Annotated in this window: 20 protein-coding genes and 1 tRNA gene; 5 read left to right on the top strand and 16 right to left on the bottom strand. The window is 56.5% G+C overall.

The window, feature by feature from the left end; genetic code table 11:
* Nucleotides 1-119 precede the first annotated feature (119 nt).
* Entirely contained in the window at nucleotides 120-1,805 is a 1,686-nt protein-coding gene (locus IDH41_RS23620) for a recombinase family protein (RefSeq protein ID WP_190865498.1), read from the bottom strand.
* A gap of 128 nt (nucleotides 1,806-1,933) precedes the next feature.
* Here IDH41_RS23620 and IDH41_RS23615 point away from each other — a divergent pair.
* Nucleotides 1,934-2,008: transfer RNA gene (locus IDH41_RS23615), tRNA-Ala, on the top strand.
* A 564-nt stretch (nucleotides 2,009-2,572) separates the two neighbouring features.
* On the opposite strand, the gene nrdR is transcribed toward IDH41_RS23615, so the two are convergent.
* Nucleotides 2,573-3,064 (bottom strand): transcriptional regulator NrdR, encoded by a 492-nt coding sequence (gene nrdR / locus IDH41_RS23610; protein WP_190865496.1) that lies wholly within the window; start codon nucleotides 3,062-3,064, stop codon nucleotides 2,573-2,575.
* A gap of 145 nt (nucleotides 3,065-3,209) precedes the next feature.
* Here nrdR and IDH41_RS23605 point away from each other — a divergent pair, with 145 nt between their 5' ends.
* Nucleotides 3,210-3,428, top strand: coding sequence for an alpha/beta-type small acid-soluble spore protein (locus IDH41_RS23605; RefSeq protein WP_190865494.1), 219 nt, complete (start codon nucleotides 3,210-3,212; stop codon nucleotides 3,426-3,428).
* Between the two features lie 101 nt (nucleotides 3,429-3,529).
* Here IDH41_RS23605 and IDH41_RS23600 read toward each other — a convergent pair whose 3' ends face one another.
* From IDH41_RS23600 to IDH41_RS23535, 14 genes are all read right to left on the bottom strand, one after another.
* On the bottom strand, nucleotides 3,530-4,096 hold the full coding sequence (locus IDH41_RS23600) for a lytic transglycosylase domain-containing protein (RefSeq protein ID WP_190865492.1): 567 nt from the start codon (nucleotides 4,094-4,096) through the stop codon (nucleotides 3,530-3,532).
* Nucleotides 4,093-4,689, bottom strand: a complete 597-nt coding sequence (coaE, locus tag IDH41_RS23595) for a dephospho-CoA kinase (protein WP_190865490.1) — start codon at nucleotides 4,687-4,689, stop codon at nucleotides 4,093-4,095. Before coaE ends, IDH41_RS23600 begins: the two co-directional genes overlap by 4 nt.
* A 17-nt stretch (nucleotides 4,690-4,706) precedes the next feature.
* Nucleotides 4,707-5,417: an MntP/YtaF family protein gene (locus tag IDH41_RS23590; RefSeq protein WP_190865488.1), complete on the bottom strand. Its 711-nt coding sequence runs from the start codon at nucleotides 5,415-5,417 to the stop codon at nucleotides 4,707-4,709.
* Between the two features lie 130 nt (nucleotides 5,418-5,547).
* Nucleotides 5,548-6,402 carry a DNA-formamidopyrimidine glycosylase gene (gene mutM, locus IDH41_RS23585; RefSeq protein ID WP_190865486.1) on the bottom strand — a complete coding sequence of 285 codons (855 nt, stop codon included), beginning with the start codon at nucleotides 6,400-6,402 and terminating at the stop codon, nucleotides 5,548-5,550.
* A 48-nt stretch (nucleotides 6,403-6,450) separates the two neighbouring features.
* Nucleotides 6,451-9,129 (bottom strand): DNA polymerase I, encoded by a 2,679-nt coding sequence (gene polA, locus IDH41_RS23580; RefSeq protein WP_190865484.1) that lies wholly within the window; start codon nucleotides 9,127-9,129, stop codon nucleotides 6,451-6,453.
* A gap of 120 nt (nucleotides 9,130-9,249) precedes the next feature.
* Nucleotides 9,250-10,461, bottom strand: a complete 1,212-nt coding sequence (locus IDH41_RS23575; protein ID WP_190865482.1) for an EAL domain-containing protein — start codon at nucleotides 10,459-10,461, stop codon at nucleotides 9,250-9,252.
* The gene (locus IDH41_RS23570) at nucleotides 10,458-11,969 is read right to left on the bottom strand and encodes a GGDEF domain-containing protein (protein WP_190865481.1); all 1,512 of its coding nucleotides are present in this window, start codon (nucleotides 11,967-11,969) and stop codon (nucleotides 10,458-10,460) included. Before IDH41_RS23570 ends, IDH41_RS23575 begins: the two co-directional genes overlap by 4 nt.
* 194 nt (nucleotides 11,970-12,163) lie before the next feature.
* Nucleotides 12,164-12,823, bottom strand: a complete 660-nt coding sequence (gene phoU / locus IDH41_RS23565; protein WP_190865479.1) for a phosphate signaling complex protein PhoU — start codon at nucleotides 12,821-12,823, stop codon at nucleotides 12,164-12,166.
* A gap of 73 nt (nucleotides 12,824-12,896) precedes the next feature.
* Entirely contained in the window at nucleotides 12,897-13,652 is a 756-nt protein-coding gene (gene pstB / locus IDH41_RS23560; RefSeq protein ID WP_190865477.1) for a phosphate ABC transporter ATP-binding protein PstB, read from the bottom strand.
* A gap of 13 nt (nucleotides 13,653-13,665) precedes the next feature.
* The gene (gene pstA / locus IDH41_RS23555; RefSeq protein ID WP_190865475.1) at nucleotides 13,666-14,544 is read right to left on the bottom strand and encodes a phosphate ABC transporter permease PstA; all 879 of its coding nucleotides are present in this window, start codon (nucleotides 14,542-14,544) and stop codon (nucleotides 13,666-13,668) included.
* Between the two features lies 1 nt (nucleotide 14,545).
* Nucleotides 14,546-15,409 carry a phosphate ABC transporter permease subunit PstC gene (pstC, locus tag IDH41_RS23550; protein WP_223830001.1) on the bottom strand — a complete coding sequence of 288 codons (864 nt, stop codon included), beginning with the start codon at nucleotides 15,407-15,409 and terminating at the stop codon, nucleotides 14,546-14,548.
* A gap of 206 nt (nucleotides 15,410-15,615) precedes the next feature.
* A complete protein-coding gene (locus IDH41_RS23545) occupies nucleotides 15,616-16,593 on the bottom strand; it encodes a PstS family phosphate ABC transporter substrate-binding protein (RefSeq protein ID WP_190865471.1) in 978 nt (325 codons plus the stop codon).
* Between the two features lie 133 nt (nucleotides 16,594-16,726).
* Nucleotides 16,727-17,890, bottom strand: a complete 1,164-nt coding sequence (locus IDH41_RS23540) for a methyl-accepting chemotaxis protein (RefSeq protein ID WP_190865469.1) — start codon at nucleotides 17,888-17,890, stop codon at nucleotides 16,727-16,729.
* A 157-nt stretch (nucleotides 17,891-18,047) separates the two neighbouring features.
* Nucleotides 18,048-20,117, bottom strand: coding sequence for a beta-galactosidase (locus tag IDH41_RS23535; protein ID WP_317890808.1), 2,070 nt, complete (start codon nucleotides 20,115-20,117; stop codon nucleotides 18,048-18,050).
* 121 nt (nucleotides 20,118-20,238) lie between these two features.
* On the opposite strand from IDH41_RS23535, the gene IDH41_RS23530 reads away from it, so the two are divergent.
* From IDH41_RS23530 to IDH41_RS23520, 3 genes are all read left to right on the top strand, one after another.
* Nucleotides 20,239-21,087, top strand: a complete 849-nt coding sequence (locus IDH41_RS23530; RefSeq protein WP_190865467.1) for an AraC family transcriptional regulator — start codon at nucleotides 20,239-20,241, stop codon at nucleotides 21,085-21,087.
* A gap of 439 nt (nucleotides 21,088-21,526) precedes the next feature.
* Entirely contained in the window at nucleotides 21,527-22,705 is a 1,179-nt protein-coding gene (locus IDH41_RS23525) for a M20 family metallopeptidase (RefSeq protein ID WP_190865465.1), read from the top strand.
* Entirely contained in the window at nucleotides 22,702-23,463 is a 762-nt protein-coding gene (locus tag IDH41_RS23520; protein ID WP_190865463.1) for a threonine/serine exporter family protein, read from the top strand. Before IDH41_RS23525 ends, IDH41_RS23520 begins: the two co-directional genes overlap by 4 nt.
* Nucleotides 23,464-23,497 lie beyond the last annotated feature (34 nt).

Raw genomic sequence — 23,497 nt, 5'->3', positions numbered from 1 at the left:
TCTCCTGTTTCTCCACGCCCATCTCCCCCCTATTTATTTCGACGTAATTATCCACAGTTTTTAGATTCGCATAATTTCCTAAACAATAAAAAAACCACTTCAGATGAAGTGGTTTGAATTTATTGTTTTGGTGGAGCCCCCATTACGTTTCTTTCACTACCATTAATAGACCCGATGAAGTTAGTAACATTTAACTTCACATTCAATTCAATCGAGTCCTTATAAACAATGATGTTATCGACGATGTAAGAAAGCATCATTTTTTGTTTCTCGTGTGAAGCATTTTCGAACTCATCTTTCCACACTGGAATGCTCCGTCTCAACTCTTCCATCTCGGTTATCTCAAGCTTCTTTGCTTTCATTTCAAGTTGTAATTTCTCAATCAGGTTGTTATGATTGCTGATTTCAATTTCTTTATCATCAATAAGTCCGCTTAACATTTCTGGCTTGAATGCACTTTTGCCAAGTATACTTTTTGCCACTTCACTTTTGAGTGTAGATAAATCTACATATAGCCTCTCTAATTCATTCTGAAGTTTCTTGAATTGCTTTTCATCGCCATGAAAATGCTGCTTCTTATACTTATCAATTTGCTCCGTATAGTCCACCAGTATTAACTGCTCTATGTACACTTGAATTTCATTTAATACAGTCCTCTCAATTCGAGTTTGTGAGTAAATGGTCTGACCGTCACATTCAGTTTTTCCCATTGCTTTGCCACTGCATCTATATTTGGCTTGAGACCACTTTTTAACCGTCCCATCCTTTAGCTTATACGTCTTAGAATTATACGTCGTTGTTAATGGAGATCCGCAATGACCACACTTGATGCTCCCTACAAATAACAAAGGGCTTTTTGTAACATTCAGCCTTTGGATATCATCCTTTTTCATTTTGTCAGGTGAACGAGACATTCTTAGTTGTTGCACCTTGTCCCAAATCTGCTCCGATACGATTGCTAATTCTTTATTCTTCTGCTCACTAAGAATCCAATTATCCTTACTTTGCATCTCATACAAACCTTCATTAGACTTGCGTTTACCATATGCCATATACCCTTTATAAATGGGATTACGTAATATAAAATTGACTGTTCCTGTTGTCCATTTACCACCGCTATGTGAGAGTATGTTCTCTTCATTAAGGTATTTGGTTATCCTGTTACTTCCCAAACCCTCTTCATAAACCGAGTTAAATATGCGTTTAATCACATTGGCCTGTCCTTCATCGATAACAAGCTTAACTAACTCTTTACCTTTTTTGTTAACTTCACCTGACTTCTCCAACTTATAACCGTATGGAGGCTTTCCCCCTCTAAATATTCCGTCTTTAGTCATCTGCTCATGCTTCTCATTGACGCGCATTGCTGTCTTTTTGCTTTCGCCGCTGGACTGCCAGAATCGAAGGTAATTGAATAACAAATCATTATGCTCATCAAATTTTTGTTCCCCTTCTTTTGTTGACCACAATTCAACACCTTTTTTGCTGAACCATTCTAACACAAATGGTGTCTCATCGGCTCTCCTACCTAGTCTATCAAACATGAAGCATAATAGCACATCAAAAATACCATTTTCAGCATCCGATTTAGCTCGCTGAATTTCATCACGATCACTTGCTGATACCTTATATCCAGATACCCCTTTTTCTATGTACTCTTTAACAACAACCCATCCCATTCGATCAACAAAATCACGGCAAGCGCGCTTTTGCATTGGGATATCATCACCGTCAAGTTGACCTTTAGTAGATACACGATAAAAGCAAGCCGCACGTTTAGATATACTTGGTTCTTTGACTGCCATAAACACGCCCCCCTATTAATCATGTTTCACTACCATATTCTATCAAAAAGCTCATAAGAATTGAATCAATAATTTCCGCTTGCGTTTAATAATTCTAATATGTATAATAATAAAGTCATCACTGATTTGGGGCGTTAGTTCAGTGGGAGAACGCTTCGCTGGCAGCGAAGAGGTCAGGGGTTCGACCCCCCTACGCTCCACCATAATGTGAAACGATATCCTTCTTATGAGGGATTTTTTTTATGCGCTCATTCATCTCGCCTTCATCATCTCTTACATATACTTACGGTCATAAATAATAATTTCTTCTCCCATATCCCCCTTATGATTACAAACGCCAACCAATCCAAATAATCCTTCTGCTGCAGGGCATCCGAAATATGGCGTTCCGCTTAGTCTGTACAGCAACCGACATATGATTTTCCGCTTACCCAACCAAACGGAAGTTAGGCAACTCGGCTCCGGCAATACGTTTGGCTACAACGGATCGATCTACACGCTTGCCAAGTCCTCTTCATGGCGCATAAGCGCGAAGATGACCGCCCGAGGTCCGCGAGACTCTTGATGGAGAAGTGTTTCTGTGGTTTCAAGGCAAAGTGCTTGCATTGAAGGCAACGGAACGACCTAAACGTAGTGCAGCGCCAATAGAAAAGGCGGGCTCTGCGCATCCACGCAAACCCGCCAGCAAAAGCTCATTCCAAGACGCTATATATTCATTCACAGCACTGCAGTTATGCCGAGGCCTCCTGGTAGGTGGCCTCCCCAACTTAACGCTCACTTTCTTTTTCGATCATCCGGTTGAGCGGATGCTTGGACAATAAGTTGTTGAGTTCCTTCATGAACATGTCGATGTCTTTGAATTGCCGATAAACGGAAGCGAAGCGGACGTATGCGACTTCGTCGACGGGGTACAATTCATTCATGACGAGGCTGCCGATCTCGCTGCTGTCGACCTCGGCAAGCGCCGTCGTGCGCAGCTCCTTCTCGACCTCGGATACGATCACTTCGAGACGCTCGACGGGCACGGGACGCTTCTCGCACGCCCGAATGAGGCCGCGCAATATTTTGTCCCGGCTGAACTCCTCGCGGCTGCCGTCCTTCTTGATGACGATGAGCGGCGTTTCCTCGATCATTTCGAACGTCGTGAACCGGCGGCTGCACTTTTCGCATTCGCGGCGGCGGCGGATCGATTTGTTCTCGTTGGCCGGTCTGGAATCGAGCACTTTGGTGCCGGCATAGTCGCAATAAGGGCATTTCATGCGGCTTTCGCCTCCTTTCCTTAAGTCCTTGAAACGGGGTTTCAAAAATTTTTTCTCTGAAAAATAAAATTTCCATGTAATCCCTGTAATAGCCTTCGAAATATTGCACATAATACGTTTACCAACCGCAAGGAGGTGAACAGACATGAGCGCATCCCGCAGCAGTAACCAACTGGTTGTTCCGCAAGCGACTGCAGCACTTGACCAAATGAAATACGAAGTTGCTCAAGAGCTTGGCATCGCAATTCCGCAAGACGGATACTACGGCAACATGGCTACACGCGACGCAGGCTCCATCGGGGGTTCGATTACCCGCCGCCTAGTCCAAATTGCCGAGCAATCCCTTGCTGGCCAATTCAAATAATGATTCATTAAGCTTGTATGAATAAGCAGCTTTGGCCGGGCCCGTCCACGATGAGATGGGCCTCCAAGGCTCGTTTTTATTCTCGCGTCATGATGTAACGATCAGAAGGCCGGATACAAATCCTTGTACTTATTATAATAATAAATGACCCGCTGTACATAGTGCCTCGTCTCACCGAAAGGAATTTGCTTCACGCTCTCCATCTTGCCGTCCCACACGCCCGCGTCAAGCCATTTCCGGACATTACCCGGACCGGCATTATAGGCGGCGATCGCGGCGATTTTATTTTGCCCGAATTGTCGATTGAGCGAATTCAAATACCAGGAGCCCACCTCGATGCTGACGTCGGCCCGGTGCCGGAGCATGTCCTCCGTCACGTCGGTGAAGCCCGCTTTCTGGATGACCCAGTCGGCCGTGTCCGGCATGAGCTGCATCAAGCCGATGGCGCCCTTGCGCGATTCGCGGCCGGTCTTAAAATTCGTTTCGCTGCGGATAATCGCGGCCACCAGATGAGGCTCGACGCCGTAATTGGAGGCGCTGGCGCGAATGTCCTGCTTGTAATAGATCGGATACATATAAGCGCCGAGCCAGTCGGATTTCAAAAACAATACCGTAATCAGGCCCAGCAGCAGCACGAGCAATACTCTTTTTTTGATCAATATTTTCATGGCAGACGCTGGCTTTTCCAAAAAAGATCGATTTGCTTCTCCGTCTCCGCGAGCGTCCCGCCGTTATCGATGACCCAATCGGCCAGACGCCGCTTCTCCTCGATATCCATCTGCAGCGAAATCCGGCGCTCGGCCTCCTCCGCGGGTATTTCGTTCCGCTCCATCAGACGCGCGCGCTGCAGATCCGAAGGAACGTACACGACCATGACGCCGTCGTACAGATGCTGCTGCTTCGTCTCATACAGCAGCGGGATATCCGCAACGACCAACCGGTCCGGATGCCGCTCTTCGTAGCTATGTATGCGATGCTGCATGCGCTCCCGGATGGCGGGATGGGTGATGGCTTCGAGCCGGGCGAGCTTGGCCTTGTCCCGAAACACGATATCGCCGAGCGCTTTGCGGTTCAGGGAGCCGTCGGCTTCAAGGACGGCTTGTCCGAACGCAGAGGCGATTGCCTCCAGCGCCTTCTCGCCGGGAAGGACGACCTCCCTGGCGACTTGATCGGCATCGACCAGCAGCGCGCCGCGTTCCGCAAGCATGCGGGCGACCGTGCTTTTGCCGCTGGCTATTCCGCCTGTTAACCCGATTCTCATCCTTCTTCACCTCAACCTTATAACAGCTTCATGATTCCCATCGCGATTAATAATATCCCTGGCAGCAGCGACAAGGTTTGCATTCCCCGCCAGGCGGAGAAGCGGAAGCCGAACCGGATGCCTCCGACCAGAAACATGGCGCTCGCCGCCGCGATCGCAAGCGCGGTAGGCAGAGCCGGCAGTCCAAGCATCGCCGCTCCGAGCCCGGCGCCGAATGCGTCGAGCGACAGCGCCACGCCGAGCATGACCGCCTCGGAGGCCGAGATCGTGCCCGACTTGTCGACGTCGGCCGCTTGCGGCGTCCGCAAAATTTGAATGACGAGACCGAGCCGCTTCAGCTCGACCATGACAATAAGCGCCGCGCCGGCCAGCTCGCCGTGGCCGGATTTCGCGGAAATCCGCGCTACGGTCCCTCCCTGGCGGACGCCTTCTCCCTCGCCTTCTTCCGGGCTCTGCTTGCCGCGCTTCAGCTGGAACAACGCCCAGCCTCCGATCAGAATAAGCACGCAGGCGCCGATCAGGCGCGCGGCGAATTCGGACAGGAAGCCCGTCAGCCAGCCGCCGACCTGCATCGACGCATAGATGACGAGACCCGAACAGCAGGCGATGATCAGCACGGACAGCAACGGGATGCGGATCCGACGCAAACCGTAGGTCACGCCGACGCCGAATCCGTCCAAACTAACCGCAAACGCAAGCACTAGCAACGATGCAACATGCGCGAACAATCGAAAAGCCCCTCCCCGCACGGCGACTGTTCAATCTCGCGACCTATCCGCGAGTAGACATTCGCCTATCGTTCGTAACACCACTATCATATGCGGGGAGATTTTGACGGTGCATGCGAAGCGGGAACCGCTACTTGGCCGCGGTCTTGCGCGTCTTCGCGATGGGCTGGCATCTGCTGCAAATATGCGTGCCTCTGCCGCCCACGGTAAATTTCTCGATCGGCTTCGCGCAGCTCGGACAAGGCTCGTCCTTCCTGCCGTACACGAGCAGCTGATGCTGGAACATGCCCATTTCGCCCTGGCCGTTCACGTACGACTTGATCGACGAGCCGCCGGCGTCGACGGCGCGCGCGAGCGTGGCGCGGATCGATTCGTACAGCCGCTTCCACTCGGCCGGCTTCAGCGTGTCCGGCGTGCGCTCCGGGTGGATGCGGGCCTGAAACAGCGCTTCGTCCACGTATATGTTGCCGAGGCCTACGATATGCTCCTGATTGAGCAGAAGCGGCTTTATCTTCGTCGACCGTTTCGCAAGCTTGCCTATAAGCGTTTCGAGCGTGAACGACGCCTCGAGAGGCTCGATCCCGAGCTTGTTCAGCGGGGGCAGCTCGAACTCCCGGCCGGGCTCGAACAAGTGCATCGTGCCGAACTGCCGGACATCCTTGTAACGCAGGTCCGTGCCGTCGTCGAAATGAAAGATGACGTGCGTGTGAAGCTCGACCGGCTCGTCCGAGGCGAACACGCCGTAGCGTCCTTCCATTCGCAAATGCGATACGAGCACGAGTCCGTCCAGCCTAATGCGCAAAAACTTGCCGCGGCGCTCGACCGTCTCGATCCGGCGTCCGGCCAGCGCATCCGCGAACTGCTCCGGCTCGGCGGGGCGCTGTATGATACGCGGGAGCTTCACCGTAACGGAGCGGATTCGCTTGCCCGCGACTAATTCGTTCAATGTTCTTCTTACCGTCTCTACCTCCGGCAATTCAGGCATTTCTCCTCACCTCAACAACCATTATACCTGAAACCGCGGGCCGATGGGCTATTTCGCCTCGTACCAATTCGAACCGTAGCTGACGTCCGCCTTCAGCGGTACGTCGAGCTTCAGAGCGCCGGCCATCGTATCCGGAACGAGCTTCTTCATGAGCTCCAGCTCCTCCTCCGGCACCTCGAACACGAGCTCATCGTGCACCTGAAGCAGCATGCGGCTCTTCAGCCCGCGTTCGCGGAGCGCTGCGTCCATTTGAACCATCGCCAGCTTGATGATATCCGCGGCCGTACCTTGAATCGGCGTGTTCATCGCCGTCCTCTCCGCGAAGGAACGCAGATTGAAGTTGGAGGCGTTAATGTCGGCGAGGTACCGTCTGCGCCCGAGCAGCGTCGTCACGTACCCGTCCCGCTTCGCGTCCTTCTTGATGTCGTCCATAAACCGCCGCACGCCCTGGAACACGTCCAGGTACTGTTCGATGAATCTACCGGCCTCCGCGCGCGTAATGCCGAGGTTCTGCGACAGGCCGAAATCGCTGATGCCGTACACGATGCCGAAGTTGACCGCCTTCGCCTGGCGGCGCATATTCGCGTCCACCTGCCCGGCCGTCACGCCGAACACGTCCATCGCCGTCTTCGTATGGATGTCCATATCGTGAATGAACGCTTCCTTCAAGTTCTCGTCCCCGGAAATATGCGCAAGGACGCGAAGCTCGATCTGCGAATAGTCGGCCGCCAGAATGGACCAGCCCGGTTTCGAAGGCACGAACGCCTTGCGGATTTTGCGGCCTTCCTCCAGTCGGATCGGAATGTTCTGCAGGTTCGGGAATTGGCTGCTCAGCCGCCCCGTCGCCGCGATCGTCTGCCGATAGTAAGTATGAATCTTGCCCGTCTCGCCGCGAACCTCCTTCAGCAGCCCTTCCACGTAGGTCGACTGCAGCTTCGCAAGCTGGCGGTAATGCAGAATAAGCGAGATGATCTCGTGATACGGGGCAAGCTCCTCGAGCACCTCGGCATCGGTCGAGTAGCCCGTCTTCGTCTTCTTCTTCGCCGGCAAGCCGAGCTTCTCGAACAAGATTTCCCCGAGCTGCTTCGGCGAGCCGATGTTGAATTCGGTACCGGCAAGCTTGTATATATCGCTTATAATCGTCGTCAGCTGACGCTCCAGGTCGACCCCGAGCTTCTCCAGCTCTTCCTTCTCCACCTTGATGCCGAGATGCTCCATCCCCGCCAAAATGCGCGCGAGCGGCTGCTCCATCTCGAAATACAGCTTGCTCATGTTCGTGCGGTTCAGCTCTTCCGTAAGCACCGGCACGAGCCGGCGCACCGCTTCGGCCTTCAGCGCCAGATGGCGGTACAGCGTCTGCTCGTCCGGCAGCTTGAACTTCGCGCCTTTGCCGTATACCGCCTCGTCGGTCGGCAGTACCGGCAGACCGTGCTTGTCGCTGACGCTGCTGAGCGTCTGGCTCGTATCCGTCGGATCGAGCAGGTAAGCGGCCAGCTGGACGTCGAACGCCGCCCCCTCGAGACGGATGCCGCTCCATAACAGGGCAAGCTCGTTCTTATGCAGGTCGAAGCCGTATTTCGGCTTGTCCGGCTGCCCCAGCCAGTCGCGGAGCTTCGCGGCGAACGGCTTTGCGAGCGCGGCGAAAGGAAGAACGTATACCGCCTCCTCCGTCGCGATCGCGAGGCCGACGAGCTCCGCGTGATGGGGATTCTCGCCGATCGATTCGATGAACAAGCCGTTCTCCTCCGACTCGCCGAGCGACCGCAGCAGCCGGTCGAGCTCCGCCGCGTCCGACTCCGATTCGATAACGCGGATCGTCAATTCGGAAGCCGCCGCCTGCGCCGCGTCCTCCGCCTCGCCCGCATCCGCGCCCAGCTCGAGCCGATCGATCAGCGATTTGAATTCCAGCTTGCGGAACGCTTCCGCCAGCTTCCCGGAATCGTAACCGCCGTAGCGGATCTCGTCCGCCTCCTGCTCGATCGGCACCTCGCGGTAGATCGTCGCCAGCTTCTTGCTCATCATGGCGCTGTCCTTGTGCGTCTCGATATTTTCCTTCAGCTTGCCCTTCAGCTTGTCCAGGTTGTCCAGGACGTTCTCGACCGTCCCGTGCTCGTGGAGCAGCTTCAGCGCCGTCTTCTCGCCGACGCCGGGCACGCCCGGTATGTTGTCGGACGCGTCGCCCATCAGCCCCTTGAGGTCGATGATCTGCAGCGGCTCAAGACCGTACTTCTCCTTGATCGCATCCGGCGAATAAAGATCGACCTCGCTGACGCCCTTGCGCGTAACCGCGATCGTAATATTGTCCGAAGCAAGCTGCAGCATATCCTTGTCGCCGGTCACGACGACGGCGGGAACGCCCTGCTCGTCCGCCCTTCGCGTCAACGTGCCGATGATGTCGTCCGCCTCGTAGCCGGACAGCTCGAACTGGGAAATGCCGAACGCGCCGAGCAGCTCCTTGAGCACCGGGAATTGCTCGGACAGCTCTGGCGGCGTCTTCTGCCTTCCGCCCTTGTACTCGGTATAGCCTTCATGGCGGAACGTGATTTTGCCGGCGTCGAACGCGACGAGCACATGGGTCGGCTTCTCCTGCTCCAGCAGCTTCAGCAGCATCGTCGTGAAGCCGAACACCGCGTTCGTATGCTTGCCGGCGGAATTCGTCAGAGGCGGCAGCGCGAAGAACGCGCGGTAAATAATGCTGTTCCCGTCAATTAACATCCATTTTTCCATATGGTCTCAACACCTCGCTTTAGGTACCGTACATTCCCGTTATTATACCACAAAATGGGCTTTCCCCAAGCATCGGCGCCCGAGAAAAGCCCTTTTGTGCCAATCGTGAACCGCCCGCACTCAGGCAAAAGGGGCCGGCCTCCCGAGCAAATACCCCTGCGCGTAATGAACGCCCATCGAGCGTACCTTCTCCAGCTCCTCCTCGCGCTCGATGCCTTCGGCGATGATCGATATGCCCATTTTGAAGGCGAGCTGAATAAGCGTGCCGAGAATATGCTCCTTCATCTCGTCTTGGTGGATGTTCTGGATGATCGAGCGGTCGACCTTGAGATAGTCCGGCCGAAGCTCGACGATCGATTGCAGCGAGGAGTAGCCCGCGCCTACGTCGTCGATCGCGATCTGGTAGCCCTGGCTCCGGTAATGCTCCAGTGCCTTCTTCACCGTGCCGAAATCGTCGATCGAGCTGCGCTCCGTAATTTCGAAGACGACGTGATGCGGCGACAGGCGATGCTGCTCAAGCAGGCTGAGCGTTTGGCCCGGCGAGAAGCCCGGGTCCTCCATAATCTGGGCCATGACGTTGATGAACAGCTTCTGATTCCGGTTCAGCGGGATGCAGCCGTCGATCGCCTTCTCCCTGGCGAGCCGGTCGAGTGCATAGGTAAGCCCTTCCTGCTCGGCGAACAGGAACAGCTCCATCGGTCCCGGGAACCACTGCCGGCTGTCCGTCCGCGCCAGCGCCTCGTAGCCGAATACGGCGCCGTCCCAAAGCGACACGATCGGCTGATAGACGGGATGGATCTGCCGCCGCTCGAGCAGACGATCGATTTCCCGCCTCCTCAGGCTGCGCTCCATCGCGCCCGCGGACCGGCCGTGCAGAATCGCCTGTTTCATCGCTTCGTAGCCGATCAATTGCTCGGCTTGCCCAGGTTCGGCCGCCACGACGGAGAAGCCCGCGTGCAGCTTGCGCTTCCATAGCGTCTTATCCCCGGCCGGGAGCTCATCCAGGAAGCGCCGTTCCCAGCTCGCCGTATGCTCGTGCGCCAGCTCAAGCAGCCAGTTCTCCAGCAGCTCCCTTCTTCCGCCGGGCAGGCGCATGCACAGGAACAGATCGTCGTTCATCCAGTGCATGCCCTCGAACAGCAGGAAATCCTTGAAGGCGGCTTCCGCTTCGCCTTCGGCGAACCTCCTCCACTGCTCCATCAGGCGCGAATCGTCGTCCTTCCCGTCGCAAGCCGCGCGCTGCCATGACAAATAAATGATGCCCAGATGGCCCGCGTTACCGTATTCCATGCCGCTTAGCTGCTCAATCGCCCGAAGTTGTCTCAATTTCACTGTCGTCCCTCTCCAAGTTGCGTTCCTGTTATATGATCCATGACATAGGCGCTGCCTTTCACCGCTTTCGCCTGCTTCTTCAGCACTGCCGAACGTTTCGATATGTACTCGGGCGTGAGCGGCACTTCTCCGTCCCACAGCATCAGCGACAGCGACAGCGTGACGCCCTCCTGCTCGATCCGGTTGCCGTGCCGATCCTCTACCGTCTTGACTTCCACGCCGCCGTAGAACGCTTTGATGCCGCCGTCGAAACGTTCGATGAGCGCCCGGCAAAGCGTCTCCGCGCGTTCCGTTCCGGTGACCGCGATGAAGTCGTCGCCTCCGATGTGGCCGACAAAATCGGCTTCACTGCCATGCCGCTCAAGCTCCGCTCGAAGCACCGCGGCCAAATACCGGATCAGATCGTCGCCGAGCGCGAATCCGAAGAAGTCGTTATACCATTTGAAGTAGTCCAAGTCCGCGTATATAACGGCAAACGGCCGCCCCTCCGCGATTTTTCGGCGCAGCTCCAGCCTGATGCCTTCGTTGCCCGGCAGACCCGTCAGCGGGTTCGCGCCCCTTGCCGCCTCCGTCCGCATCGCGGTCATGCATTCGAGAATCGACCGGATCGAGGCGGCACCCGCCATCCTGCCTTCCTTCGTAATGAGGACCACGTCGTACAATTGGGAAAATTCCCTTGCCATCGCAAGCTGCGATACTTGTTCGACCGGCAGCTGCTCGTCGACGATGAGAGGCTGATCGTTCATGATCCGCACCACGGGCTTGTTCCAGTAGAGCGGAAGGCCGAATTGGCCGGCCAGCATTTGGTGCAGCTTCTCCTTCATCAGTATCCCGATCGGCCTGCCTTGATCGACGATGACGGCTCCTTGCGCCTTTGCGTTCGCATCGAACAGCTGCGCCACCTCGGACACCTTTGCCCTGGCCGGAAAGATTGGAAAGGGCACGGCCAGTTCGCCGATTCGGACCGACTTCCCCCAAGGCATCGCCGGATAAGTCCCGTTCCGGCCGTTAGCGGTCATCGCCTGCGCTTCCTGATCCTTCGGCAGATCCGAATGCATCGTGCCATGACCCGGCATCTCGCCGCTCTGCTCCATCGCCTCGAGCAGCATCCGGTAGATGACCGTCTCCGTGGATCGTCCCGTTATCGGCGGGTAAGCGACGGCCATGCCTATCCTCGCATGCGCGAGGACGTCTTCGCCGGACGCGGTCTCCGCTTCCTGCGACGATAGCCGCAGCATCCGCCGCAAGCGTTCTTCGGCCAGCGCGGTCAGCCTGGCGACGGGCTCGCCCTTCTGCAGCCAGCCGAACAAATAAAAGCAGTCCGTCTCCAGCCGCTGCCGCCAGAACAATCCCCTCTCCCCGCTCTCCCAATGCTGCAAGGCCGGTTCGGCGGATGTGTTGCCGGACCCGAAGCTTACGTAGATGACGCCGATCCCGCCGTTGTGCCAGCGGTCCTTAATGCTTCGGATCATGTCCCGATTGAATAATCCAACCCCAACCTCATCCATGCGGATCCCCTCAATCAACTATCGTCAACTTCATAATTAAGCTCACTATAGCAGGCAAATGTGAAGTAAGATCTAGGAAACGGTAAATTTTCGGTAAAATCCGACAAATAATAGTTCCTAAGAACCAATCTCGATCACTAAAAAAACCGTTAAAGCTTATCCGCCCCAACGGTCTTTCCAGAAATTATGGATAATTATACGTTTAAATCCGGCCGGCTGCCCGTCACGAGGTAAACGACGCTCTCGCCGATATTCGTCGCATGGTCGCCGAACCGCTCCAAATAGCGCCCGACCAGGCTCAGCAGAGAACACTGCGTAATATTGCGCGGATTTTCCATCATGAGCGAATAAAGCTCGCGCGTAATTTGGCCGTACAGCGCGTCGACCTGATCGTCGTCCTTCGCCATTTTGTAAGCGAGGTCCACGTTCTCCTGAATGAACGACTGAATCGATTCGTAGGTCATCGTCTGCACGATTTCGGCCATTCTCGGCAGATCGATCAACGGCTTAATCAGCTCCTGCCCGTCAATGCGAATGACGACCTTCGCCACGTCGACAGCCAAGTCGCCCATCCGCTCCAGGTCGCTGGCGATTTTGAACGCGGACAAAATCCGGCGCAGATCCTTCGCCACCGGCTGCTGCGTCACGATCAGCCTGGAGCCGAGCTCGGTTATTTTTTCTTCCATCTGGTTCAGAGTCACGTCGTTCTTAATGACCGTGTTCGCTCGCGCCATGTCGGACGCCTTCAGCGATTCGATCGATTCCGCGAGCGCGTTCTCCACGAAGTTGCCCATATCGATAATGAGCTGATGAAGCTTTTCCAGTCCCTGATCGAACTCTTTGCGTTTTGTCATCACTGCGGCATTCCTCCTATAAGTACGTCTGGCAAGCAGGTTGAAACGTCGCCGGCTTCCCGGTGCGCCCGGCTTAGCCGAAGCGTCCGCTAATGTAGTCCTCGGTGCGTTGATCCGCCGGGTTCGAGAACAGCTTCTCCGTATCCGAGTACTCGATGACCTCGCCGTTTAAGAAAAACACCGTCTGATTCGATACGCGAGCCGCTTGATGCATGTTATGCGTGACCATCACGATCGTATACCTGTCCTTCAGCTCCTGCACCAGCTCCTCGATCTTCAGCGTCGAGATCGGATCGAGCGCCGAGGTCGCCTCGTCCATCAGCAGGATGTTCGGATTGACCGCAAGGGCGCGGGCAATGCACAGACGCTGCTGCTGGCCGCCGGACAGGCCGAAGGCGGAGCGCTTCAGGTGATCCTTCACCTCGTCCCACAATACGGCGGACTTCAAGCTGGTCTCGACGATCTCGTCAAGCTCCTTCTTGCTTGTAATGCCGTGAAGACGAGGTCCGTAGGCAATATTGTCGTAGATCGATTTCGGGAACGGGTTCGGCTGCTGGAACACCATGCCGACTTTTTTGCGGAGCGTCTCGACGTCGACTTCGTTGGAATAAATCTCCGTGCCGCCGATGGAAAGGCCGCCTTCGATGCGCGTGCCGGGAATCATGTCGTTCATCCGGTTCAGCGTGCGCAGCAGCGTCGACTTGCCGCAGCCCGACGGGCCGATGAACGCGGTGATCGCCTTCTCCGGAATCGTCAGCGTTACGTCCTTCAAAGCGTGGAAAGCGCCGTAGAACAAATTCAATTTATTAATATTGATTAGTGCTTCCATATCGTTTATCCTCCTAGATGTTCTTCTGGTACTTGTTGCGAAGCAGAATGGCCGAGAAATTCATCAGCAGGAGCAGGACGAGTAAAACGATAATACCGCTGGCCGCAAGCTCCTTGAACTCAAGCTGAGGCTTGGAAAGCCAGTTGTACACTTGAATCGGAATAACGGTGAACGAATCCGTAATGCCCTTGGGCAGGAACGCGACGTACGTCAGCGCGCCGATCATGACGAGCGGCGCCGTCTCCCCGATCGCCCGCGACATCGCCAGAATGACGCCGGTCAATACGCCCGGCAGCGCGGACGGCATGACCGAACGCGACACGGTCTGCCACTTGGTGGCGCCAAGGGCGAACGAGGCGTCGCGGCGCGATTTCGGCACCGCGCGGATCGCTTCCTGCGCCGCTACGATAATAATCGGAAGCACGAGCAAGGTCATCGTCAAGGCGCCCGCGATTAGGCTACGGTCGAGCGCCAACAGCCGGACGAACAGGGCGAGGCCCAAAATACCGTACACGATCGAAGGAACGCCCGCGAGCGTGCTGATGTTCAGCTGGATCAGCCGCGTGAGGCGGCCTTTCTTCGCGTATTCTTCCAGATAGATCGCCGCCCCTACGCCGAAGATGAAGGAAATCGGCGCCATGATGAGCAGCATGTAAATCGTACCGATGAGGGCCGATTTCATCCCCGAGCCGTCGGCCTTGCGCGACGGGAAGTTGGTGAACAGGTCCGGCTGCAGCCGGGCGAGCCCGTCGACGAGAATATCGATGATGAGCGCGCACAGCGCGACGACGCCGATGGAGGTCGCGACGACGAACAGGATATGCAGCACCCAGTCCATGCGGCGCCGGCCGGCGATCTGCTGCCGGTTCGCGTCTTGGAATATGTTGTTCATCTTAGTACTCCTCCCTAAATTTTCTCGCGATGAATTGGGCAAGAATATTGAGTAGGAATGTAATGACGAACAACGTCATGCCAACGGCGAAGATCGATCCGTACTCAACCGTGCCGTGAGGCGTGTCGCCCAAGCTGACCTGTACGATATAGGCGGTCATCGTCTGAATGCTGTCCAGCGGGTTCACGGTCATATTCGGCGTCGAGCCCGCCGCTACCGTAACGATCATCGTCTCCCCGATCGCGCGGGAGAAGGCGAGCACGGCCGAAGCGACGATGCCCGAGAAGGCGGCCGGCACGACGATTCGCAGCGCCACCTCGAGCCTGGTCGCGCCAAGCGCATAAGCGCCGTCGCGCAAGCTCCGCGGTACGGCGGACATCGCGTCTTCGCTAAGCGAGCATACCATCGGAATGATCATGATGCCGACGACGATGCCGGCGCTCAGCGCGTTGAATACGCCGGCGCTGTCGAACACCTTCTGTATCAAAGGGGTAATAAGACTTAGGGCGAAATAACCATACACGATCGTCGGAACGCCCGCGAGCACTTCCAAAATCGGCTTGATCACTTTGCGGACCTTCTTGGGCGCATACTCCGACAAGTAGATGGCGCTCGCCAGACCGATCGGAATCGCGACCAGACAGGCGATAAAGGTGATCATCAGCGTACCTGACAATAACGGGAGAACGCCGAAGCTCTTCGGCGGAATGAGCGGAGACCATTTGGTTCCGAACAAGAAATCGAAAATCGGTATTTTCTGAAAAAACTGGTAAGTTTCCGTAATGAGCGTAATGACGATCCCGATTGTCGTAAGAACCGATACGGATGCGCATAGGAACAGCAGAACCGGCATCAGCTTATTCATGACGCTTACGCGCTTGTTTTTGAAGTTGTATAATTCCTGCTTGCTTTCGGTTTGCGATTGACGAACCGTTAGCGCTTCTTGCCTTGGCATGGCGGCGTCCTCCCTCTTGCCTTTACAATTCGTTTACATTTGCGTCGAGAAAAATGTGATGTCCCACGAGACACCACATTTTTCCTTGCGCCGTTTGTTGCGATATTTAAGTTCGATTATTGAATTTTTGCGGCTTCTTCGGCGTATTTCTCGTCTGGAAGCGCGACATAGCCGACTTCGCCAGCCAACGATCCGATGTTTTCGATGTAGAAGTTCGCGAATTCCTTCACTTCCGGACGCTCCAGCTCTTTGTTGTTCAAATAGATGTAGAGCGGACGGGACAGCGGAGCGTAAGTGCCGTCTTTGATCGTTTCGTTCGAAGGCGCGATCGGACCTGTACCGCCGTCGATCGGAACGAGCTTCAGCTTATCTTGGTTTTCTTCGAAATACGCGAAGCCGAAGTAGCCGATGCCGTATTTGCTGCCGGATACGCCTTGAACGAGCGCGTTGTCGTCCTCGGAGAAGCTGATCGCTTTGTCGTTGCGGATGCCTGCTTTATCAAGGATTGCTTCGTTGAAGTAGTCGTAAGTGCCGGAATCTGCGCCTGGCGAGAACATGACGATCGGTTCAGCAGGGAACGAGTCGCGAACGTCTTTCCAAGTGGCAACCGTGCTGCCCGTTACGAAAATTTTGTTCAGCTCTTCAACCGTCAGGTGGTCGATGAAGTCATTTTCTTTGCTTACGACGACGGACAATCCGTCAAATGCTACCGAAAGCTCTGTATACTCGATGCCTGCTTCTTTGCAAGCCGCCGCTTCTTCTTCTTTGATCGGACGGGAAGCGTCCGCGATTGCGATCTCGCCGGCGCAGAACTGCTTGAAACCGCCGCCCGTGCCGGATACGCCGACAGGAACGCGAACGTCCGGATGCAATTTGTTAAACTCTTCGGCAGCCGCTTCCGTCAGCGGGAACACGGTGCTGGAGCCGTCTACTTTAATTTCGCCCGACAGTTTGGCCGCTTCTTCCGTTGGAGCGTTCGAAGCTTCGTTCGTTGCCGCGTTGGTAGGCGCGTTGGATGCTCCGCCCGTTTCGTTGCCGCCACCGTTGTTGCCGCATGCCGCCGCGAATACCAAAGCAGCTACCATAGTCGACATCAAGATCCCCTTAAAGCTTTTTTTCTTTAACAACTCTACCACTCCTCAATTGTAATCTATCGGGGCCAGCCCCTGCGTCTCTAATACTACTAGCCGTTTGTAAATCCGGTATTCCGGTTTTGTAAACTCCGTGTTAAATATAAAATTGCTGCAATTTGTTCATTTCCGCCGCGACATGAATCGACTGCTGCTGCGCCTTGTCAGCAAGCAAGCCGATCTGCCTCGCGCTGCCGCGGTTGTCCGCCGCCGCCCGGAACAGCCGGTTGAAGGCTTGCACCGCTTCATGCACGTGCGCCTCGCTTGCCGCCGTCTCGGAGCGCCCGGCTTGCGCCAGCTCTGTCGTATGCGCGATAGCGTCAACGATCGTACGCGTCAGCTTCGTTATTTCGTTCGCCGACTGCTTCGTCTGGCTTGCCAGCTTCATGACCTCGCCGGCAACGACCGCGAAGCCGCGGCCGTGCTCGCCGGCGCGGGCCGCCTCGATCGAAGCGTTAAGCGCCAGCAGATTGCTTTGCTCCGCCAATTCCTTGATCAGGATGGATACTTTGCTTATCGAGCCCGCTTCCGCCTGCAGCTCGTTCATCCGCTCCTCCTGCACGCGGGAATGACCGGCAATCGCCTCGAACGCCTTCGTCACTTTGTCCAGTTCGTTTTTGCCCGTCAGCGTCAAGTCGACCATCTGGGCGGAGAGCGTCTCGCCTTGCGCCGTCGATTCCCGCACGCCGCTGACCGCCCCCGCGATTTCGTTCATTTGCCGCTCCGCCGACCGAATCGTTCTCATCTGCATGTCCAGCGCCTCCTGCTGAAGACTTCTAGACAGCTTAAGCAGATCGGAAACCGTCAATATGCCGGAGAGCTTGCCTTGGCTAGTCGCAATGACGCAGTCGTACAGGACGCCGTCCTCACGGCTCAACGCGCTGTCGATGAGCAATCTGGGATCGCCGTCCGTTTCGACCGTCAACGGATGATCGTCCATCAGCTTCGCGATCGGCTTGTCGTAGAACAAGTCGGCGCTGAACCGGTGGCCCAGCTTGAGGAAGAACCGGTTCCGCATCATCAATCCGACCGGAGACCCATGCTCGCCGGTTACGACGACGCATTCGCTGTCGGCCTCCCGTTTGAATACCGCTATGACTTCCCTGCAGCTTTGCCCGGATGCGACCGTCGGCGCCTGCCGCAGGAAATCCGTCAACCGGACGCTCGAACGAACAAGGTCAGGAGCTTGTCCTTTTTCCCGAAAATCTGCTTCCGCAGGCAAATCTGCTTCCTTAGTCTTCTCCAATACCGCTTCCCGCATGCCATCACCCTACCTTTCATGCTCTCTATTTCCCAACTATAGGTCTGAAGCATTAAAACCAATAAGCAGAAATGTTATCGCAATGTTAACTCGATAAAAAAAGCTGCGCGCAACGCACGAAAGTACGTTGCACGCAGCTAAACTGCTTAAATGCTCTTTATTTGGTTTCGCGTTTCAAAATCCGGCAGCTGTACGCGTCCAGCGCCAATGTGCCTTCCAGATCTACTCCCGACAGCAGGTCGCTGTAGCGGCGGCCGTCCAGCTTGAGCGAAGCGGCTTCCGCGCCAAAATTCGACACGAATACATAGTCGCTGTCGCCGTCCGTCCGCAGCTGGGCCGTAACGCCTGGCGGCAGCTCCGAGTCGAGAACGCGCTTGATGCCTTCCTGCTCCACGATCCGGGCAAGCAGCGCGTTCGTGAACGCCGCTTCGTTGCGCGACGCGATATAGTAGGCCTTCCCTTTGCCGAGCTTATTAATCGTCAGCGCGGGACGTCCGGCATAAAAATCCTCTCCGTAGACGGCCAGCGCCTCGGCGCCTTCGAGGTGGATCAGGTCGCAAAGCTCCCGCGCCGAATATTCGCCGCTTAAGCCAAGCGCATTGCCGTCGTTCATGACGACGCGGTTCGAATCATGGTCATGCAGCGAGTCGATTTCCTCCGACCAAATGCCCAGCGTCTTGCGCATCGGTCCCGGGAAGCCGTTCAGGAAGCACAGGTCGTTCTCGTCCACGATTCCGCTCCAGTACGTGGCGACGAACGTGCCGCCGTTCTCGACGAACCGCTCGATCCGCTCCCCGACGCCCGGTCGAACCATGTACAGCATCGGCGCGACGATCAGCTTGTACGAATCGAAGGCGCATTCCGAGTCGATGACGTCGACGGGCACGCCCAAATCCCAGAAGGGACGGTAATGGCGCTTCGCCGTTTCCTCGTAATGAAGGCCGCCGTTGCGCGGGCCTTGCGAATCCTTGACCGCCCAGCGGTTCTCCCAATCATAGATGAGGGCGACTTCCGGCTTGACGGAAGTGCCGACGACCTCCGACAGCTTCCCGAGCGCTGCGCCCAGCTCGGCGACGTCGCGGAAGACGCGCGTGTTCTCGTGGCCGACATGGTCGACGACGGCGCCGTGCAGCTTCTCGCTGGAGCCTCTGCTCTTACGCCACTGGAAATATTGAACCGTGTCGGAGCCGTGCGCGACCGCCTGCAGCGAGGACAGCATGTGCATGCCCGGACGCTTAAGCTTGCTCACCGGCTGCCAGTTCGTCATGCTCGGCGTGCTCTCCATCAGCATGAACGGCTTGCCGCCCTTCAGCGAGCGGAACACGTCGTGGTTGAAGCCGATCCAGGCTGCCAGCTCGCTCTCGTCGCCGCCTTTGTCATGCCACGTCGGATAAGCGTCCCAAGAGATCACGTCAAGCAGGTCGGCGAACTTCCAATAGTTAAGCGGCTCGAAATCGAGCATGAAGTTCGTCGTAACCGGAAGCTCGCCGTTCGCCGCGCGAAGCGGCTCGATTTCGTTGCGGCAGAAGTCGACCGTCTGGTCGGTCACGAACCGTCTCCAGTCGACGTTCTGACCGTGCACCGCTTTCTCGCCGCGCGCCGTCGGCGATTCGACCTGACTCCAGTCGGTGTACGTATGGCTCCAGAACGTCGTCCACCATGCGTCGTTAAGCGCTACGAGCGTGCCGTACTTGTTTTGGAGCCAGCCCCTGAACGCTTCCTCGCAGTAGTTGCAATGGCATTCGCCGCTGTATTCGTTGGAAATATGCCAGCCGATGACCGCCGGGTGATGCGCGTAGCGCTCGGCGAGCTTCGTATTCATGATTTTCACTTTCTCGCGGTAGACCGGGGAGCTGAAACAATGGTTGTGGCGCGCGCCGTGAAGGTTGCGGATGCCGTTCTGAGCGACGCGCAGCACCTCGGGATACTTCTGGGACATCCAGGCCGGCCGCGCGCCGCTCGGCGTCGCGAGCAGGGCATAAATGCCGCTTGCCGCGAACTTGTCGAGCAGCGAATCGAGCCAGTCGAACGTGAATACGCCTTCCTCGGGCTCAAGCGCCGCCCAGGCGAAGATGCCGACGGACATGACGTTGCAATGCGCCAGTTTCATGAGCCGGATGTCTTCCTCGAGCACCTCGGGGTATTTTTGCCACTGGTCCGGATTATAGTCTGCGCCATGCAGCATTTGCGGAATTTTGCCGCTGATCGGCGGAAATTTGTTGCTCATGTCCATTCCCTCCAGGTTCGTCTTGATTGTTGCCATTATTGGATATACTATAATGATATTCATATTATAACTCGCCGTTTAATCCAATAAAATGATAGTATTTTCGCATGGCTTTAAAGATATGAAACAGGAGGTAACGACTATCGACACGATGGTTTTTCCGATCTTGACGGAATCGGACACCGAACTCCCGGTCTATTTGACGAGTATCGGGCATTGGCACAACCAGGAGACGATCGACCGGCCCGGCGGGTATCCGCATTTTCAATGGCTGCAAGTTATGTCCGGGGCAGGCGAGCTTCACGTCGGCGATCAGAAAATGACCGTCCGCGCCGGTCAAGGGTTCTGCCTGTTCCCGAACGAGCCGCATCGTTATTTTGCCACGCAGGAGCCTTGGGAGATTCATTGGCTCAGCTTCAAGGGAGAGCTGTCCGATACGCTGTTCAAGCAGGCGGGCATCACGAAATCGGGCGTCTATTCCACGGCCGACCACGACATGATCGTCACCCACATGAAAAACATTTACGCGATGACGCAGTCCGGCCGCGCCTTTCTCGGCATCGAATGCTCCAAGCTCGTCTACATGTTTTTGCTTGATTTGATGAAGGTTATTATGGTCAGCTCCCATTCGGTCGAGCAAAACGTGCTGAAGCTGCATCCGGTATTCGACTATATCGAATCGCACTACGATCAGCCGATCGCCATTAAGGACTTGGCGGCTTGCATCGACGTGACGCCGCAATACTTGTGCTTGCTCTTCAAGAAAGCGATGAAAATGCGGCCCATGGAATACGTGAACCGGGAGCGCGTCAACCGCAGCAAGGAGCTGATGTTCCGCGAGGGCGAGATCAAGATGCACGAGATCGCGAGACGCGTCGGCTTCGATTCGCCCAGTTACTTCAGCTCCGTCTTCCGCCGGATCGAGGGGCTGAGCCCGGAGCAGTTCAAGAAGATCCACGGCATCCGTTGAGCGCCGCTCGGACGGACAGCCGTACGCGGGACGCACCATCCTGCGGACTCCATGCACCGGAGGACGACATTCCTGCGAGGTACCGCATCGTCCGGCGGGCTCAGCGTTTCCAAGGACGACACGATTGATTTCACTGGAAGGCACGATTAATTTCACTGGAAGCCACGATTAATTTCACTTTTTGAAATTAACGCCGGCATAGCACCGATCAAGGGAGCTGCAATTTCAAATTTTGATATAACTCGCTCCTGCCATGAGTCCAACCGCCTAAAATCGTTGATATAACTTCAGAAACTGCAACTATTCGTCCCGATCCGATCAATTTAGGTCGCTTAGTTGCAAAAATTGAAATTAAATCGGTTTCAGCCTTCGCTGCAGGTATATACGTCCTTCCGGAGCGCCAGCCGCTTCGCAGACCATTATAGGAGGTTACCCGACCATGCCTCATAAACGACAGCTATTTGCGGAAATCGACAATCACGCGGATACGTTCCGCGACGTCTCCCGCTCGATCGGCAGCCGTCCAGAGCTCGGCCACGAAGAATTTTTCGCTTCCGATCTCCTATGCGGCAAGCTGGCGCAGTTCGGCTTCGAGGTGGAGCGCGGGGTGCTCGGCATCCCGACCTCCTTCCTCGCCGTCTACGATACCGGCAAGCCGGGCCCGACGGCGGCCTTCCTATGCGAATACGACGCGCTGCCGGAGCTCGGGCATGCTTGCGGCCACCACCTGATCGCCTCCATGGGCATCGCCGCCGCGGTCGGCTTGAAAGCGGCTCTCGACGCCGGCGGCATCGGCGGCAAAATCCGCGTCTACGGCACGCCCGCGGAGGAGACCCGCGGCGCCAAGGTGCCGATGGCCGAGGCCGGCTTGTTCGACGATTGCGACTTTGCGCTCATGGCCCATCCGTACTACGCCTTCGAACGGTCCGGCGAGTCGCTCGCGCTCGACGCGCTCCGTTTCGAATATGCCGGCGCCGCTTCGCACGCGGCCGCCTCCCCGCACGAAGGCGTGAACGCGCTCGACGCCGTCATTTCGCTGTTCAACGGCATCAACGCGCTGCGCCAGCAGACGAGAAGCGACGCCCGCATTCACGGCATTATCGACAACGGCGGCCAGGCGCCGAACATCATCCCCGATTACGCGTCGGCCAAGTTCTATGTCCGTTCTGCGACGAGGACGTACACGGACGAGCTGACCGCGAAGGTGCTGCGCTGCGCGGAAGGAGCCGCCCTGCAGACCGGCTGCACGCTGACGGTCAGCCGGTACGAATATTCCTATGACGAGCTGATGACGAACGAAACGCTGTCCGGGCAATTCAACGCCAATCTGATCCAGGCGGGCATCGCGCCCGAGAGGATCGAAACCGGGAAGGATCACGGCTCGCTCGATCTCGGCAACGTATCCGTCCGCTGCCCGGCGATTCATCCGTACGTCCAGGTCGTGCAGGAGAAGCTGCTCTTGCATACCGAAGGTTTCCGGGACGCGGCGATGACGGATTACGCCCTGGACGGCATGCTGTTCGGCGCCAAGATGCTCGCGGCGACGGCCTATGACGTGTACGCCGACCCGGCCCTGCTGGCCCGTATTCGCGAAGAATTCGAGAGCAGCAAGCCATGAACGGCCTCCTGTCCCCCTCCAGCCAGGACATTACGCAAATCTGCCTGCTGGCCGGCAAAATCATGCTGCAAAACGGCGGAGAAACGTACCGCGTCGAGGACACGATGGTCCGCATCGCGACAGCCTACGGCATCGAGAGCTCGCACAGCTTCGTGACGCCGACGGGCATCATCTTCGCCATCGACGGCGCGGCCCAAATGACGAGGCTGATCCGGATCTCCGAACGGTCGACGAATTTACATAAGGTGACGCTGGTTAACGATATTTCGAGGAAAATCAGCGGCGGGGAGCTCGAAGCGGACGAAGCGCACCGGCTGCTCAAGGAGGTCGACGAAGCCGCTTCCGCCTACCCGGTCTGGCTGCAAGTGCTCGCCGCCGCGGCCGCAAGCGGCTGCTTCCTGCTCATGTTCGGCGGCGGCTGGCCGAACTTCCTGCCCGTCGTCGCCGCGGGCGGCGCCGCGTATTGGTTTCTCGTGACGCTGCACCGGGTCGTTCCGATCAAGTTTTTCGCCGAATTCCTTACCGCGCTGCTAATCGGGACGATGTCCGTCCTGTTCGTCGGCGCCGGGTTCGGCTTCGACCTCGACAAAATCATTATTGGCGCCGTCATGCCCCTCGTTCCCGGCCTGCATATTACGGCCGCGGTCAGAGACTTGATGGCGGGCCATCTCGTATCCGGACTGTCGAAGGGAGCCGAGGCGTTCCTGACGGCTTTCGCGATCGGCTCGGGCATCGCCGCCGTGCTGTCGTTTTATTAATTCGTACCCGGGAGTGAGCGCCGTGTGGATTTTG

The organism is Paenibacillus arenilitoris (assembly GCF_014705655.1).
Taxonomy (GTDB): domain Bacteria; phylum Bacillota; class Bacilli; order Paenibacillales; family Paenibacillaceae; genus Pristimantibacillus; species Pristimantibacillus arenilitoris.
Note: the sequence above shows the minus strand (reverse complement) of the source record. Positions and strands in the feature narration are given on the sequence as shown.

What these genes read in the sequence shown, in the direction of transcription:
- IDH41_RS23620 (WP_190865498.1), bottom strand. Translation starts at nt 1,805, where the DNA reads ATGGCAGTCAAAGAACCAAGTATATCTAAACGTGCGGCTTGCTTTTAT.
- nrdR (WP_190865496.1), bottom strand. Translation starts at nt 3,064, where the DNA reads ATGAAATGCCCTTATTGCGACTATGCCGGCACCAAAGTGCTCGATTCC.
- IDH41_RS23605 (WP_190865494.1), top strand. Translation starts at nt 3,210, where the DNA reads ATGAGCGCATCCCGCAGCAGTAACCAACTGGTTGTTCCGCAAGCGACT.
- IDH41_RS23600 (WP_190865492.1), bottom strand. Translation starts at nt 4,096, where the DNA reads ATGAAAATATTGATCAAAAAAAGAGTATTGCTCGTGCTGCTGCTGGGC.
- coaE (WP_190865490.1), bottom strand. Translation starts at nt 4,689, where the DNA reads ATGAGAATCGGGTTAACAGGCGGAATAGCCAGCGGCAAAAGCACGGTC.
- mutM (WP_190865486.1), bottom strand. Translation starts at nt 6,402, where the DNA reads ATGCCTGAATTGCCGGAGGTAGAGACGGTAAGAAGAACATTGAACGAA.
- polA (WP_190865484.1), bottom strand. Translation starts at nt 9,129, where the DNA reads ATGGAAAAATGGATGTTAATTGACGGGAACAGCATTATTTACCGCGCG.
- IDH41_RS23570 (WP_190865481.1), bottom strand. Translation starts at nt 11,969, where the DNA reads ATGGATGAGGTTGGGGTTGGATTATTCAATCGGGACATGATCCGAAGC.
- phoU (WP_190865479.1), bottom strand. Translation starts at nt 12,823, where the DNA reads ATGACAAAACGCAAAGAGTTCGATCAGGGACTGGAAAAGCTTCATCAG.
- pstB (WP_190865477.1), bottom strand. Translation starts at nt 13,652, where the DNA reads ATGGAAGCACTAATCAATATTAATAAATTGAATTTGTTCTACGGCGCT.
- pstA (WP_190865475.1), bottom strand. Translation starts at nt 14,544, where the DNA reads ATGAACAACATATTCCAAGACGCGAACCGGCAGCAGATCGCCGGCCGG.
- pstC (WP_223830001.1), bottom strand. Translation starts at nt 15,409, where the DNA reads ATGAATAAGCTGATGCCGGTTCTGCTGTTCCTATGCGCATCCGTATCG.
- IDH41_RS23545 (WP_190865471.1), bottom strand. Translation starts at nt 16,593, where the DNA reads ATGTCGACTATGGTAGCTGCTTTGGTATTCGCGGCGGCATGCGGCAAC.
- IDH41_RS23540 (WP_190865469.1), bottom strand. Translation starts at nt 17,890, where the DNA reads ATGCGGGAAGCGGTATTGGAGAAGACTAAGGAAGCAGATTTGCCTGCG.
- IDH41_RS23535 (WP_317890808.1), bottom strand. Translation starts at nt 20,117, where the DNA reads ATGAGCAACAAATTTCCGCCGATCAGCGGCAAAATTCCGCAAATGCTG.
- IDH41_RS23530 (WP_190865467.1), top strand. Translation starts at nt 20,239, where the DNA reads ATGAAACAGGAGGTAACGACTATCGACACGATGGTTTTTCCGATCTTG.
- IDH41_RS23525 (WP_190865465.1), top strand. Translation starts at nt 21,527, where the DNA reads ATGCCTCATAAACGACAGCTATTTGCGGAAATCGACAATCACGCGGAT.
- IDH41_RS23520 (WP_190865463.1), top strand. Translation starts at nt 22,702, where the DNA reads ATGAACGGCCTCCTGTCCCCCTCCAGCCAGGACATTACGCAAATCTGC.